Consider the following 13,858-nt stretch of genomic DNA (forward strand, 5'->3'; position numbering starts at 1 on the left):
ATATAGAATGGAATATAAGCTTAATTGTTTTGATTTGGGTTTAAGCATGTTTATTCCCTGCTTTCTTGATTTATTATTCATCTATATTATACCATATTTGGATTATTATTGATATATATTGACTTTTTCAGTGGTTTCGGACGGGGTTATTGACACACTTATCGCCCCAGCGCCTGAACCTCTGTCAATCGCCTGATAAAGGTCTATCACTAAATAAACTAAACAATCGCAATATCCTCCATCTCTTCTGAATAAAGCGACTTATATATTATTGGGATGAACTCATGGGACACAGGAATAGGTTCATTGTCCATTATATTCTATTAATTACACTTTTTAATATTCCTGCTATCCTAGCCAATTACCTTGTCGAAATGCTTTCTATCTCTTTTTCTTTTGGCAAACATCGTCTCTTTGTTCACTTGCTGTAATTGACTTATATTGTTATGCCATCGCTACAGGATTTACCACCTGAAGCATTAGAACGACTTGAAGAATTCAAAGAATTTATCCGCCTTAAATACGCCCAAAAAACTGCTACTGATAAATAGCAGTTTTTTCTTTGTACACTTTGAACAAACATAAGCAATCCTCTACTCCGGTCTAAACCGAGACAGAGGATTGTTCCATGGCATGGCACCAGTGTTATGCAACAAGTGGAAGTCCTTATAATTACTGGCTTCATCGCCACTTTATTGTTCCAGTACATGCCATTAAAAAAAGTAATTATTAGGCTCTGAATCCATACTTTATACGGCTTTGAGCCTCTTCTGATCTATTCCATAACATGCCATGCTGATAATAAACATGCGTCAATAATTCGCCTAACATTATCTTAATCAGCCTGAACCCCTAGACACGCTGGAACAGGTCTATGTTATAAGAGCATATTTATTTGTCCCTTAATTAGATTCCAGAATTTCTTTTGTTACAGTCATAAAAGCCTTTAGTACTGGCGATAACCATTTATCCTTATGATAGGCTAACTGAATAACTGTGTTGAATTCTTCTCCTGCCCAATGCAAATCAACCAACTGACCGGATTCTAATTCTTTTTCTACCGAAACACGTGGCAAAAAGGTAATGCCTAATCCACTTATAGCGCACTGTTTCATAGCCTCTATACTGCCAATTTCTAAAACTGTTTCAAGATATACCTTAGCAACAGATAGTATGTTTTCTAAAATAATACGATAGCTACAGCCAGGCTCAGCTAAAATTACCGTTTCATTTCTTAAATCGATTGGCTCAAGTCTGCGTTTTTGAGTTAAAGGATGCCCTCTTTTGGAAACAGCTACTATGGGTTCCGCTACTAAAGTATAAGAATTTAAATTTGGATGAACCATTTCACGCTGAAAGAAAAGTGCTACATCAATTGAATTATTCTTGAGCCAAAATAAGAAGTCATCATAGGAGCCAATTTTCAATACAATTCTCACCTGTGGATAACGTTTGCCGTATTCTTGCAGTACCACCGGCAGGCGAGTAGCACATAAGGACTCTGGTGCCCCAATGGTAATGCTACCTTTTAGAGTTGTTGAACCGGAAACAGCTTCCTTAGCTTCATCAGCAAGGGATAAAATTTGCTTCACATAGGTAAAAAAACATTGGCCTTGATCTGTCAATACAACACGTTTACCTAAACGATCAAATAATTTTGTACCTAATTCCTGTTCCAAAAGCTGAATCTGTGTAGTAATACTCGACTGTGCATATCCCAATAGCTTAGCTGCACGTGAAAAATTAGCAGTATTAGCTACTGTCAAAAAGGCCTGTAGCTGTCTAAATTCCATTTCATCTTCATCCTTATCAAAAAAATAGATTATTTATATATGAATTATCAATTTCACAGATGCAATATATATATGTTATCATCTATTTGCAAGATACACAAAACTTATCATAATAAGGACGGAGCAGGAGGAATTATTTATGTTAAGAAATAAAGATATGGCGATTTACCTTTCACTGATCTGCGTTACCTTTCTATGGGGAACGTCATTTGCCGCCTCTAAAATCGCCTTACATGAACTTAGTCCATTAAATCTAGCAGGATTTCGTTTTATAGCCGCCGCAATCATATTTGGTTCTATTTTGGCAGTGAAAAAATCACGCATTTATCAAGAGGATATACCACAGCTCGTTGTAATGGGTTTTCTCTCGATAACGTCTTATTTTTATATTCAGTATACCGGACTTCTTTATACGACCTCTATTAATGCTTCTTTATTACTAGCGACAAGCCCTGTCTGGACAACAATAGTAAGTATCTTCATTGGCCAAGAAAAAATCAACCGCAATGCTATCGGCGGAATATTGCTCGCTTTTTTAGGAGTCACAATTGTTATCAGTAGAGGAAAACTATTTTCTTTATTTATGTCTGAAACAATCCTAGGCGACATGTTAATGCTCCTTAATGCTATCGTTTGGGCAATCTTTACTCTATATGGGAAAAAAATCATGAGCAAATATTCTCCTTTTACAGCGGTCGCCTATATGAATATTTTCGGAACACTTATGCTTCTACCTATTATTCTAATCCCCAATCCTCTAAATCCAACATCTGCAATTGAGCAACTATCAAGTATCACCCTGCCAACAATTGCTGCAGTAGTATATTTGGCGACACTCTGCTCCGTTTACGCCTACTATACATGGTACAAAGGCATCGCACGAATCGGCGCGGTGCGTACGGCTTCTTTTCAATATGTGAGCCCTCTATTTGCCTTTCTAGCGGGCATACTTTTGTTGAGCGAAACGATTTCGCCATTTATGATGATCGGTGGTATTATGGTTATCTTTGGCGTTTATCTAACCAATAAGCAAAAGGCAAATTTGACTTGCACAAAAGGCAGCTAATTTTGTACAAATGAGAATATGGTCTTTTGTGTGTCAGAGAAATTGGTCGTTACAATAAAAACAGAGATCCATAATTCAGCAGTAGAATATGGATCTCTGTTTTTATTGTATAATACTGTCCATATTGTTACTCTACTGTACATGGCACCAGTGTCATGCAACAAGTGGAACTCCTTATAATTACTGGCTTCATCGACCTTTTTTTCTTCCATTACATGCCACGTCGCTTAAGCAACGTAAAAAAACATTCGACAAAAAAAGATATAGTATCAGTATGGTATCCCCTAGGCGGCATGTTAACCATTATCCAATAATTGGAGTTGAATTATTAACCACATATATCCCCCTCGATTTTCCATTCGCCCATTTCCTCGCTAACAGCAACAAACCCAAACTTTTCGTACATTTTAACCGATTTGTCGTTGCAAGCGGCAACCGTCAAAACAATCGGCGTACGATGAGTGTGTTGAAGTTTCGCTACAATAAAATTCAATATCTTCGTCCCGTAACCTTTGCCCTGAAACTGCGAAGCGACCATCACTTTCTCGATTTCATAACAGTTTTCCTCTTTGTTGTGATAAATCCGGATGCTTCCGACAAGCTCATCGTTTTCGAACCAAAGATACGTTTCGCGTTTTTGAACTTCGTCAAGCGGGAAAAATTGGCGTATATTGCTGTGCAATTTGTGCAGTAAATCAGCGAAAGTATCATTTCCGACCTTTTGATATATACCGTAATATTTGTCTTCAAACATAATCAACTTCGGTTCTAAATCTGAAGTGACAGCCCCGCCTCTATACTCCATTAAGTTTTGAGGACCGCCACCGTCGAATTACTCTATATCTAGAGAACGACGTATATGCCGACCTTCAATTAATGCGCGGTTCGGGAACAGTCAGTCACAGATTTCAACGATGCCTTAAATAGCTATATCAACAAATGAATACGCCCTTAAAACAAAAATAGCCTTTATCCATTTAATGTGGATAAGGCTATTAAATTCCGTCGTTACCAATAATATGGCTCCGTATCGTAATACAAACGAAAGCTTTTCGCCAAATGAAGTCAATGAAACAAACAAGTCAAGTCTAGCCCCGCGACTCCTAATCATTATTTTACATCCTTTTAAAACTAAACTGGAGCTTCGTTTAGGGGCTGAATAGGTATCAATCTAACTTATTGATACCTCCAGCTTGAATATATTTAATATTTGCTTGGATTTTTTCATATGACCAATCCCACCACTTAATTTTTAGCAATTTTAAAATTACATCATCACTAAACCTTTTCTTTATAACTTTTGCTGGTATGCCTCCAACAATGGTATAAGGTGAAACATCGTTAGTAACTACTGCTCTGGTTCCAATAATTGCACCATCACCAATTTTCACACCTGACATAATTATAGCATCATATCCTATCCACACATCATTTCCAATTACAATATCACCTTTATTATCCCAAGCATCTTTTGGTTTTAATGCTTCATCCCATTCTTCTCCGAAAAGAGGAAATGTATAAGTAGATAGTGATTTCATTGTGTGATTTCCACTGGTCATGAGAAACTTTGCTTTACATGCAATTGAACAAAACTTACCAATTATTAATTTATCGTTGTTTATAGGATATTGATATAATACATTGTTTTTTTCAAAATCTCTTGGGTCATTATAAAAGTCATTATATATTGTATAATCTCCGACTTTTATATTATTTCTTGTAATTACATTTTTAAGATATATAGTTTGGCAATCATTACTTCTCGGATATACTTTATTTGAATTTGGAATAGTCATGTTTAATTCTCTCCTTTGTATTATGCTGCTTTTATGACTATCCCATTATTACAATACATTTCTTCATAAAATCACTCCTATATCGCCTCTAACTAATTATAAACTCAAAAAAGATTATTTGTCCATTACTAGACAAATAGTCTTTTCCTATTACTGTAAAACAATTGAGATTTAATAACTAACCGGTGTCCATTTTTTGTTACTTTAGTGTACATGACACCAATGGCAAGTTCATCAATGCAAGTCGTCAGCCCCAATAGAGAGCTCCCTAGGTGAGATACAAGTGAACAAATAGAGAAAGAGGGTGGAAAAATTATTAACGGCCACAAAAATAATATGTATTTTACTTCCTACATATCGCATATAGTGAAACGAAAAACATTATTGCAGCAAAAACAAACACTATTGGTAATATTATAAAACCAAATACATTTGCTTCCATCTCTGTGAGACATAAAACTGGAAACATGAGTCCTATAACAGATAATGGATACGTTGTATCGCTTATTTTTCCAAAGTGAACTAATAAATCATCTTGTTGGCGGACCAACATTCTCAGCAAAATGAACGCTCCGAAATATACATATCCAAAAGCGATTAAAACCACTACTCCAAATAATGAAATATGAAAATAATGCCCACCTATAATAGTTCCCGGTATCTGAATAAATAGTAGCGCCAAAAATGCAAACGGATTACCTGCGCTTGCTACTAAGCTTTTCATATTTAACCACTTCATAACTCACTCCCCTAACATTCTGGCACTTTATCTTTAATATAGTCCCTTGCTTTTATAAGAAAGAAATAGAGCATTCATAAAATCGGGCGCCCCTTATACAGGCGTTTTAAACCTTTTATACTTGCCTTAATCTATGTATCCTAAACCATACTATCAATATTATAGCTATCTATAATTCGATAGTGTATGTACCTTGAGTTGAATTTCAAAGTATCCGTATAGCCAATCCGGCCCATAATACAAGGCTATCCCGCATAGCAGACAGAAACACTACATAATTGGCAATCTTGGCCAAACTACGTAAGAATAAAAAATACGTTTATCTAAGACGTCCGTCAGCATATTGTCGTTCGTCAATAATATACCATCCATACTCAGTTATTTTAACAGTAAATGTAATCCCTGCATCCAATGAACCAGTTACAATCTGGTCGTTTGCATCCATTACTTTTATTGAATGAATCATATCTACATAAACTAAATTATTTACATTATCCTTAGTTTGATAAACTTCTTTAAGGCTAAAATCAACCTTTAACGGCTTTATATATTTCGTATCTTTATTATATTTTTTGTAATTTATACGTTTAAAAACCTCTTCTGTCATATGTTTGGAAAGTTCATTAGTATATCCATTGTCAGTCACAAACGCATCTTTGACTACGTCATATATATCAACATATTTAATATATTCTCCACAGTTAATATTTTGTATATCGTTACCTCTAAATTCTCCGGCGCCATCACTAATTAAAAATAATAGTCCGAGTACACATAAACCCAAGGCAATTACAATTAATGTAATTGTCTTTAAAAATTTTTTTATATTCAGCTTTTTTATGTTCACTTTTGAAACAACTTCCTTCACCAATGCCGTATTCAGATAAAAACGGTGGTAATTTCAAATTCAACCCCAGATACTCATAAATTTAGTATGCATTATAGGGACAAAGGAATCTACGATCTTCACCGTTTTGAGGATAGACATTTATTTTAATATCCATTTACTCTGTAGCGGGTCTCACATTACTGTGTAATATTAACTTCAATGATGGTCGATTCATAATCTGCTATGCATGTCAATAATATACCATCCCTTTTCATCTATTCTAACGATATAGGTAACGTGAGCGTCGCGTGCACCACCTACCATATTATTATTTGCATCTTTTATTATTGTTGAATAAATCATATCTACATAAACTAAATCATTTTCCTTGTCCTTAGTTTGACAAACTTCATTAAGGCTAAAATCAACTTTGAAGGGCTCTATATATTTCGGATTATTTGCAGGATACTTCTTGTAATTTGTATGTTTAAAAACTTCTTCTGTCATATGTTTGGCAAGTTCATTAGTATATCCATTATCAGTTATAAACGCCTCTTTAACTACGTCGTATATATCAACGTATTTAATATTAGGTTTAGTGTCATTGTTATTCGCACTACTTTGACCACAAGAAGCGAGAAAAAATATGCAGATCATACACAAGATTAATGCAATTATTTTATTTTTCATTTGTATAAACTTCCTCTTAACTAAAAAATTTAGTAGGCATTATAGGGACAAAGAAATCTAAGTTCTTCACCGTTTTGAGGATAGACGTCAGATAAAGGTCTGTCAAGGTGTGCGTCACTGTGTGCAGTATAGTGTAAATCACCATTTGGATCTATTTGTGTTATTATTGCGGAATGATGCCACCCATGTTCAGAATTATAAAACTGAATTACGTCTCCAAGGTTAGCTTCAATACTGCTATATACCATCCTACAATAACCTTGATTTACCATATAATTTCCAAAAACATCTGCATCTTGCCAAGAACGCGTTTCTATAAATTGATCACCTGTGAAATATCTAATTCTTGGGTCTTCGAATTCCTCTATAGGGTCACAAAACCAGTTCGCTGTTTCTGGAATTCCTGCTGATACCCAGCATTGTGATACAAAATTTGTACAATCATCACCACCGAAGTAAGGATACCCCGTATTTATATCTGACCAATAATAATGCGCATAATATACGGCTTGTTGCCGACTAAAACTAAATGTTTGCGATTGCAAATCATTCTTGTGCCTCCACTCATACTCCTGCCGTTTTACCAATTCCCTTGCTTCCCCATCTAACTCTTCAAAAAAGCTCAACTTAACTTCCTCCGATTTTGGATAATCATTCAACTTTTACCTTATCTGCTTGATCTGCTTTCCGTCTTAAAAGCAATGACAAATTCGCCCATACCTGTGGTAGTATTATATCTTTCATTATAATCAACAATAAAAGCATGTGGTAAATGTATTGTTCTAAAAGTTTGACCAGCGGATTTTACTTCAACGACTACGCTGCGATAAGCATCTGAACTTTGTGCTGAAACTAACGACCATTGAAATAGCTTTACTGTGTCGCTATTAGTCAAATTGGTTTCTTCTGAGTTACTATTCGAAGTAAGTTTTCCTATTTCACTATTATTTGAAGTAAGTTTTCCTGTTACTATCATAGTAATAGCACCTTTAGAAGATTTAGCCATAGAGTTGGTTGGCGTACCCACGTCCGCATTTACAAAGCTAATTATGTCTGTACCAAAATAAATAGTGTCTTGTCTCGTGACTGCTAATGTAAATCCCATTATAAAATCTCTCCCTTTGCTTTAGTCCTAGAATAATTTAGTATACCGCCTCTAACTTTAGGTACATGTCACATAATACCAAAAACATATGACCAAATTATGGCAATCAAAGTGCAAAATAATATCCCCTCGAATTTCTTATCATTATATAACTACACTTGTAAACTAAAAAAAATATCTAATGCAAAATCTATATCAATAATTTCTGAAATACCTACCTTAGATAACGAAATGGGGAAAATCGTTGCAAAACGCTCAGGAGTCAATCCGGCTGGCTCTTAAGAGAAACTAATATTTGTACTCCCATTGAAAAACTTGTCAATCATCATACCGATAACTCGCTACAGAATTTACCACCTGAAGCATTAGAACGACTTGAAGAATTCAAAGAATTTATCCGCCTTAAATACGCAAAAAAACCTGCTACTGATAAATAGCAGGTTCTTCTTTATAAAAATTAGAGTAAAGAACGTCCATCGATATTTTTCATTTCGATACCGAGCAAAGCAAGTATCGTAGGAGCCTCGTCAATCAGACGTCCATTTTTTATGACTTGGGGCGAATATCCGCTGTTGTGGATGATAAAACAAGGTTTTTCACCGCGATCCGGCAGGTGACCATGTGTAGATACGTTGTATTTATAGTCTGTTGCCTGGGTGGGGATAATGAAGCGTTCATGGGCATTGGAGAAGGCTGAAAAATCAGGTGCTTCGACGACAAAAGAAAAGTCACCGGAGAGATGAAATTTTTCGCGGGTTTCTTTGGCGGTGAAGATATCACGCAGGAAATCGTCTTGTTTGAGCCTGGTTAAGATATCTAGTACTTCCGCTTGGTCTTTTTCCTGTTTGACATAGACTTGAGCGCTGATCCCGCAAGATTGGGCATAGGCTTTATAGTCAGTTATCGTGCCTGCATTATTAACAGTCAATAAGTTTTTCTCGCGAAAAAGATGGTTTAGGCAAATATTTTTTTCTATAGACATTTGCCCATGATCGCCTAAGAGAACAAAGGCTGTTTCTTCTGCCAGATTTTCGGTCTTTAGTGCATCGAGGATCATACCGAGCCATTGGTCATGCAGTTTTAAGGCAACCTGTACATTGTCGGCATGCGTACCGTAAGCGTGTCGATAATGATCAAGCGAAGCCATGTGCACAAAAAGAATGTCTGGCTTGAATTCATGGATGATATCTACTGTGCAGGCGGCAGCAAAGATATCAAATTCAGGGTTGATTTTCCAGTTGCAGAGATGTTTATTGCGATGATATATTTCCTGTACGGAATCACTGATGGTCTCTTCAAGGATATCCTGTGTGTCGTCTCTGTGTGGCAGCCAGATTTCCGGTATGAGATAATCGACAGGCGCTCCAACACTGACCGGCCAGAGTACGGAAGCTGTAGAAAGATGGTTTTCTTTTGCATAGTCGAAGAGCGAGGGGACTTTTAAATCCTGGTAATACCAGTACCAATCGGCATTATCAGTTGCTGGATTCAATTTTTCGTTGTGCAGGATACCGTTGTTATCCGGATAGCAACCGCTCATGATTGCTGCATGGCAAGGATAGGTCAGAGTAGGATAAACACAGGTGATATTGGGAGCAATAATGCTGTCTTGCAAAATTTGGTGAAAGTGAGGCAGTTTTTCGATATCTTTGATATCGTTGGTAAAAAGTGAGTCTACACAGAGAACGACGAGACGTTTTTTCATGGGATAGCACTCCTAAAGTTTATTTATTGCTAAGTAAAGCATTGTCTTTTGCCGCCGCTTCATCTAAAGCAGTTTTGATGTCTATGCTGGTGGTAAGGATTTTATCGAACATATTGGAGTAAATTTTGGAAGCTTCATGATAGGCTTCGTTCATTGGGCGGCCAAAGGCGTAAGGAAGCTGTTGCAAAGCTGTTCGATATTGCGGTATTTTTGCATACATTTCTTTGATTTTATCATCATTGGTTATGCTTTGTCGGGATGGCAGATATCCTGTTTTGATGTGTGAGTATATGGCTTGTTCTGGTGCGGTCATAAATTTGATGAATTCAGCAGCCGCAGCTTTATGTTTTGCATCAAGGGCCGAGGTCATAACCAGATTGCAGCCGCCCGTAGGTACGCTACGTTTTGTTTGCATCGGGATGAAGCATGTGCCGATTTCATAGCCATTTTCTTTAGCAAGTTTGAGATTTTTTGTCAGATCTGCTGTGGAGGTAATACGCATAGCGAGTTGCTGATTCATGAAAGCAGATTCGCAGTTGTCGCTGCCGCCTGCCCCGTTATAGTATTTGAAGTTACTGTTTTGTATGCCATCGCGCAGATATTCAAGCATACCTATGCCGGCAGGCGAGTTAAAGACTGCTTTTGTTTCATCATCGCTGAGCATGCTGCCGCCATTCTGGCTGATGAGTGCTTCGAGCGGCCATGGATCAGAGATAAAGCCGAAGCCATTGACGCCAATTGCTGCTAATTTTTGAGACATGGCTTTTAGTTCTGTCCAGTTTTCTGGTCCTTTTTCTGGATCAAGACCAGCTTTTTTGAATAAGGTTTTGTTATAGTATAAAATCGGGGTACTGCGCAGATATGGTACACCGTAGAATTTGTCGTCCACATAAGAATTCTTCAGTAATCCAGGATAAAAATCATTGATATCTTCTTTGCTGAAGTATTCATCCAATGGGTTTAACATACCATTTTTGGCAAAGGCTTTGATGCTGCTGATTTCGATGACAGATACAGCAGGTTCTTCATGTGCAGCGAAGGCACTTTGTAGTTTTGCCTGTAAGTCATCATAACTGCCCTGATATTCAGCAGTAATATGGATGCCTTTTTCCTTTCCGATGGTATCATTGAACTTTTGCGTGAGTTCTTTGTTGTTTTCGGCAATTTGATCTTGCCAAGCATACCAATATTTGATTTCGACTACGCCGTTATCTTCTTGTGCTGCCTGTTGCGTGCCACAGCCATTGAATAATAAGCTGGCTAAGGCAAGTGCTGCAATTCCGAGTGATGTTTTCCATTTCATAGATATTCCTCCGTTTTCGCTGTTTATTTGCCGCCCATATAGGTAAAGGCTCGGATAATTTGCTTTTGTGCATAAAGAAAAACTACGATGATTGGCAGGATGAGCATGATGTTGCCTGCCATCATGGTGTTATAATAGATGCCTGATTCGATATTGCGTAGAGAAGCAATGCCAACGGGTAGGGTACGGACCGCATCACTGGTGGTGAGTACGAGCGGCCAGAAATAGTCGTTCCAAGTAGAAATAAAAGCCAGCATGCCTAAAGTAACCAAAGTCGGTTTGGCAAACGGCAAAAAAATTTTGCAGAGCATACGAAATTCACTGGCATGATCAAGTCGTGCGGCTTCGATAAGTTCCGAGGGAATTTGTTTAAAGGTCTGCCGCAGCATAAATACACCAAATGCACTCGAAGCAAAAGGCAGAATGAGTGAGGCGTAGCTGTTGATCAGACCCAATTTGGAAAACATGATGAAGAGAGGTAAGAAGGTCAATTGGGCAGGAATCATCATCGATAGCATCGCTATGCCAAATAAAATACGCTTTCCTTTAAAGGAATAGCGGGCAAAAGCATAAGCAGCAGGAACAATGGTAAGGGTTTGCAAGACCAACACCGAAAATGTAACAATCAATGAATTGACGAGGAAATGCAAGAACGGTATAGCATGAAAAGCATCAAGGTAGCTTTGTACTTGCAGGGATGAAGGAATCAGTTCTGGCGGGAAAAGTACCGTTGCACCTAAGGTTTTGAAGGAAGTTACGACCATCCAGTAAAAGGGAAAGAAGAAAATCAGGATGAGCAGCGTATTGATTATTGTGCGAAAAACTTTGGTGGAAAAATGACGAAAAGACATGATAGACCTCCTCATAGAAATCCTTATCCGCAATAGTGTACTTTATGAGATAAGCCGCGGAAATAAAGTGCGGTAAATATGCTGATGATGATAAGTAATATTACGCCAATGGCTGAAGCATAACCGATTTTGTAAAATTTGAAGCCGTATTCGTAGATGGCAAAGACCAAGGTATTCGTTGCATTTTGCGGTCCGCCGTCTGTCATGATCTGGATTGTTTCAAATACTTTAAAGGAGCTGATGATATCGACAATGGTGAGAAAAAAGAGCGTTGGTGAAAGCAACGGCAAAGTGATTTTTCGGAAGGTGCAGATCGTGCCTGCATGATCAAGCGCCGCTGCTTCGTAGAGATATTTGGGAATTGTCTGCAAGGCGGCGAGTATGATGAGAGTATTATAGCCGGCTGTTTTCCATACGGAAATCAATACGAGTGAAAACAAGGCTAGGCTCGTGTTGCCCAGCCAATCGACTTTGTCTATGCCCAAAAGAGATAGGATATAGTTCAGAAGCCCGATATCCGTATTCATAAGCCACATCCAAAGAAAGGCAACGGAGGAGAGGGAGACGATATACGGAGAAAAGATAATGCGCTGCAGGATCTTATTCATTTGTGTATCCTGTTTAAGATATACCGCCAACAGCAAACTCAGCGATAAACTTATGCTTACTGTGCCGATGGTGTAGAAAATCGTATTGCGCAGAATCTGAAAAAAATCCGGATCGTGGAACAGATTGATGTAATTGCCAAGGCCGATAAATTCTTTGCTTGGGGAGACTAAATTCCAATGGTAAAAGCTTAAATCGACGATGCTGATCGCGGGATAGATGGAAAAGACAAGGAAAATGCATATGGCTGGAGCGATAAAGAGATAAGGTTTGCTCATTCGCCAAACTTTTCCTAATTTGATCCCATCATGAGCAACGGATACGTTTTTCTTTTTCATCAAAGAAATAGCAATCGCTTCTTTCAACACAAAGATGGACCTCCTTATCTAGAGGTAATTCTTCCTGATGAAAAGTTTTGAAGGATAAAATACCGGAAGTTGTTTGGATACGGTAAATGATTTCACTGCCGAAAAACTCGCGGGTGATGATTTTTCCTTGGAATTCAATGGGCAAGCGCTGTTGGATTGCATCTTCAACAAGTTGGACACGTGAGGGGCGGAAGCCCATATATTTAGCTGTTGGGGGAAAAGGTTTCTTGGAAAGTCCGTTTTCAATCGGCAACATGTTCATCGTAGGTGTTCCGATGAATTGTGCTGTAAAAATATTGTTGGGATCACGGTAGATTTTCAAAGGTTTATCTTTTTGCTGGATGCGTCCTTCACACATGAGCACGATATCTGTTGCCATGGACATGGCTTCTGTTTGATCGTGTGTGACATAGACGAAGGTTGTTTTGAGACGTTTATGTAATTCGATGAGCTCCGTGCGCATTTTATTGCGCAGACTGGCATCAAGATTGCTTAGTGGTTCATCCATAAGAAAGACTTTTGGTTTTTTCACCATGGCGCGGGCCAAGGCAACTCGTTGACGCTGTCCACCGGAAAGTTCGCCGGGTTTTTTGTGCAGATAATCTTGAAGATGAACGATTTCAACTACATCCGCGATGAGATTTTTTCGGATATCAGCAGGAATCTTGCGGTTGATCAGGCCAAATTCAATATTTTCTTTGACGCTCATTGTTGGATAGAGGGCAAAATTCTGAAAAACCATAGCGATATCACGCTCTTCTGGTGGTGCCTCGTTCATGCGGAGATTATCAAGAAAAAGTTCACCGTTTGTTAAATTTTCCAGACCAGCAATCATGCGTAAGGTCGTAGACTTACCGCAGCCGCTTGGACCGACGAGAACAGTGAAACTGCCATCAGGAATAACAAGATTTAGATTTTTGATGATAAAATCTTTGCCATCATAGCTTTTGTCAACATTTTTGAAGCAGATTTCTGACATCTTATCTCTCCCTTTTGTATTTATGTGT

14 protein-coding genes are annotated in these 13,858 nt (G+C 38.0%); 1 reads left to right on the forward strand and 13 read right to left on the reverse strand.

Annotated features, from left to right (window positions below; translation table 11 throughout):
• Window positions 1-902: 902 nt before the first annotated feature.
• On the reverse strand, window positions 903-1,793 hold the full coding sequence (locus Ga0466249_RS23425; RefSeq protein WP_215831924.1) for a LysR family transcriptional regulator: 891 nt from the start codon (window positions 1,791-1,793) through the stop codon (window positions 903-905).
• A 139-nt stretch (window positions 1,794-1,932) separates the two neighbouring features.
• Here Ga0466249_RS23425 and Ga0466249_RS23430 point away from each other — a divergent pair, with 139 nt between their 5' ends.
• Window positions 1,933-2,859: a DMT family transporter gene (locus tag Ga0466249_RS23430; protein WP_215831925.1), complete on the forward strand. Its 927-nt coding sequence runs from the start codon at window positions 1,933-1,935 to the stop codon at window positions 2,857-2,859.
• A 328-nt stretch (window positions 2,860-3,187) separates the two neighbouring features.
• Here the strand turns inward: Ga0466249_RS23430 and Ga0466249_RS23435 are convergent, their stop codons facing one another.
• The 12 genes from Ga0466249_RS23435 to Ga0466249_RS23490 all read right to left on the reverse strand — a co-directional run bounded on the left by Ga0466249_RS23435 (window position 3,188) and on the right by Ga0466249_RS23490 (window position 13,830).
• On the reverse strand, window positions 3,188-3,664 hold the full coding sequence (locus tag Ga0466249_RS23435) for a GNAT family N-acetyltransferase (RefSeq protein ID WP_215831926.1): 477 nt from the start codon (window positions 3,662-3,664) through the stop codon (window positions 3,188-3,190).
• 361 nt (window positions 3,665-4,025) lie between these two features.
• Window positions 4,026-4,655 (reverse strand): CatB-related O-acetyltransferase, encoded by a 630-nt coding sequence (locus tag Ga0466249_RS23440; RefSeq protein WP_215831927.1) that lies wholly within the window; start codon window positions 4,653-4,655, stop codon window positions 4,026-4,028.
• 343 nt (window positions 4,656-4,998) lie between these two features.
• Entirely contained in the window at window positions 4,999-5,394 is a 396-nt protein-coding gene (locus Ga0466249_RS23445) for a hypothetical protein (protein ID WP_215831928.1), read from the reverse strand.
• Between the two features lie 319 nt (window positions 5,395-5,713).
• Window positions 5,714-6,241 (reverse strand): hypothetical protein, encoded by a 528-nt coding sequence (locus tag Ga0466249_RS23450; RefSeq protein WP_215831929.1) that lies wholly within the window; start codon window positions 6,239-6,241, stop codon window positions 5,714-5,716.
• Between the two features lie 213 nt (window positions 6,242-6,454).
• Complete coding sequence (locus Ga0466249_RS23455) at window positions 6,455-6,913, reverse strand: hypothetical protein (RefSeq protein WP_215831930.1); 459 nt, start codon at window positions 6,911-6,913, stop codon at window positions 6,455-6,457.
• 29 nt (window positions 6,914-6,942) lie between these two features.
• Entirely contained in the window at window positions 6,943-7,539 is a 597-nt protein-coding gene (locus tag Ga0466249_RS23460; RefSeq protein ID WP_215831931.1) for an amidase domain-containing protein, read from the reverse strand.
• Window positions 7,540-7,580: 41 nt separating this feature from the next.
• Window positions 7,581-8,018, reverse strand: coding sequence for a membrane-associated protease 1 (locus Ga0466249_RS23465; protein ID WP_246588998.1), 438 nt, complete (start codon window positions 8,016-8,018; stop codon window positions 7,581-7,583).
• 457 nt (window positions 8,019-8,475) lie between these two features.
• Window positions 8,476-9,723, reverse strand: a complete 1,248-nt coding sequence (locus Ga0466249_RS23470; protein WP_215831932.1) for an alkaline phosphatase family protein — start codon at window positions 9,721-9,723, stop codon at window positions 8,476-8,478.
• A gap of 19 nt (window positions 9,724-9,742) precedes the next feature.
• Window positions 9,743-11,026 (reverse strand): ABC transporter substrate-binding protein, encoded by a 1,284-nt coding sequence (locus tag Ga0466249_RS23475; RefSeq protein ID WP_215831933.1) that lies wholly within the window; start codon window positions 11,024-11,026, stop codon window positions 9,743-9,745.
• Between the two features lie 23 nt (window positions 11,027-11,049).
• Window positions 11,050-11,877: a carbohydrate ABC transporter permease gene (locus tag Ga0466249_RS23480; RefSeq protein WP_215831934.1), complete on the reverse strand. Its 828-nt coding sequence runs from the start codon at window positions 11,875-11,877 to the stop codon at window positions 11,050-11,052.
• A 23-nt stretch (window positions 11,878-11,900) separates the two neighbouring features.
• Window positions 11,901-12,851, reverse strand: a complete 951-nt coding sequence (locus tag Ga0466249_RS23485; protein WP_215831935.1) for a carbohydrate ABC transporter permease — start codon at window positions 12,849-12,851, stop codon at window positions 11,901-11,903.
• Entirely contained in the window at window positions 12,790-13,830 is a 1,041-nt protein-coding gene (locus tag Ga0466249_RS23490; protein ID WP_215831936.1) for an ABC transporter ATP-binding protein, read from the reverse strand. The genes Ga0466249_RS23485 and Ga0466249_RS23490 overlap by 62 nt, the downstream gene beginning before the upstream one ends.
• Window positions 13,831-13,858: the final 28 nt, after the last annotated feature.

This window comes from Pelorhabdus rhamnosifermentans (genome assembly GCF_018835585.1).
Taxonomy (GTDB): Bacteria; Bacillota; Negativicutes; order UMGS1260; family UMGS1260; genus Pelorhabdus; species Pelorhabdus rhamnosifermentans.

What these genes read in the sequence shown, in the direction of transcription:
- Ga0466249_RS23470 (WP_215831932.1), bottom strand. Translation starts at nt 9,723, where the DNA reads ATGAAAAAACGTCTCGTCGTTCTCTGTGTAGACTCACTTTTTACCAAC.
- Ga0466249_RS23440 (WP_215831927.1), bottom strand. Translation starts at nt 4,655, where the DNA reads ATGACTATTCCAAATTCAAATAAAGTATATCCGAGAAGTAATGATTGC.
- Ga0466249_RS23445 (WP_215831928.1), bottom strand. Translation starts at nt 5,394, where the DNA reads ATGAAGTGGTTAAATATGAAAAGCTTAGTAGCAAGCGCAGGTAATCCG.
- Ga0466249_RS23465 (WP_246588998.1), bottom strand. Translation starts at nt 8,018, where the DNA reads ATGGGATTTACATTAGCAGTCACGAGACAAGACACTATTTATTTTGGT.
- Ga0466249_RS23480 (WP_215831934.1), bottom strand. Translation starts at nt 11,877, where the DNA reads ATGTCTTTTCGTCATTTTTCCACCAAAGTTTTTCGCACAATAATCAAT.
- Ga0466249_RS23455 (WP_215831930.1), bottom strand. Translation starts at nt 6,913, where the DNA reads ATGAAAAATAAAATAATTGCATTAATCTTGTGTATGATCTGCATATTT.
- Ga0466249_RS23430 (WP_215831925.1), top strand. Translation starts at nt 1,933, where the DNA reads ATGTTAAGAAATAAAGATATGGCGATTTACCTTTCACTGATCTGCGTT.
- Ga0466249_RS23475 (WP_215831933.1), bottom strand. Translation starts at nt 11,026, where the DNA reads ATGAAATGGAAAACATCACTCGGAATTGCAGCACTTGCCTTAGCCAGC.
- Ga0466249_RS23490 (WP_215831936.1), bottom strand. Translation starts at nt 13,830, where the DNA reads ATGTCAGAAATCTGCTTCAAAAATGTTGACAAAAGCTATGATGGCAAA.
- Ga0466249_RS23425 (WP_215831924.1), bottom strand. Translation starts at nt 1,793, where the DNA reads ATGGAATTTAGACAGCTACAGGCCTTTTTGACAGTAGCTAATACTGCT.
- Ga0466249_RS23435 (WP_215831926.1), bottom strand. Translation starts at nt 3,664, where the DNA reads ATGGAGTATAGAGGCGGGGCTGTCACTTCAGATTTAGAACCGAAGTTG.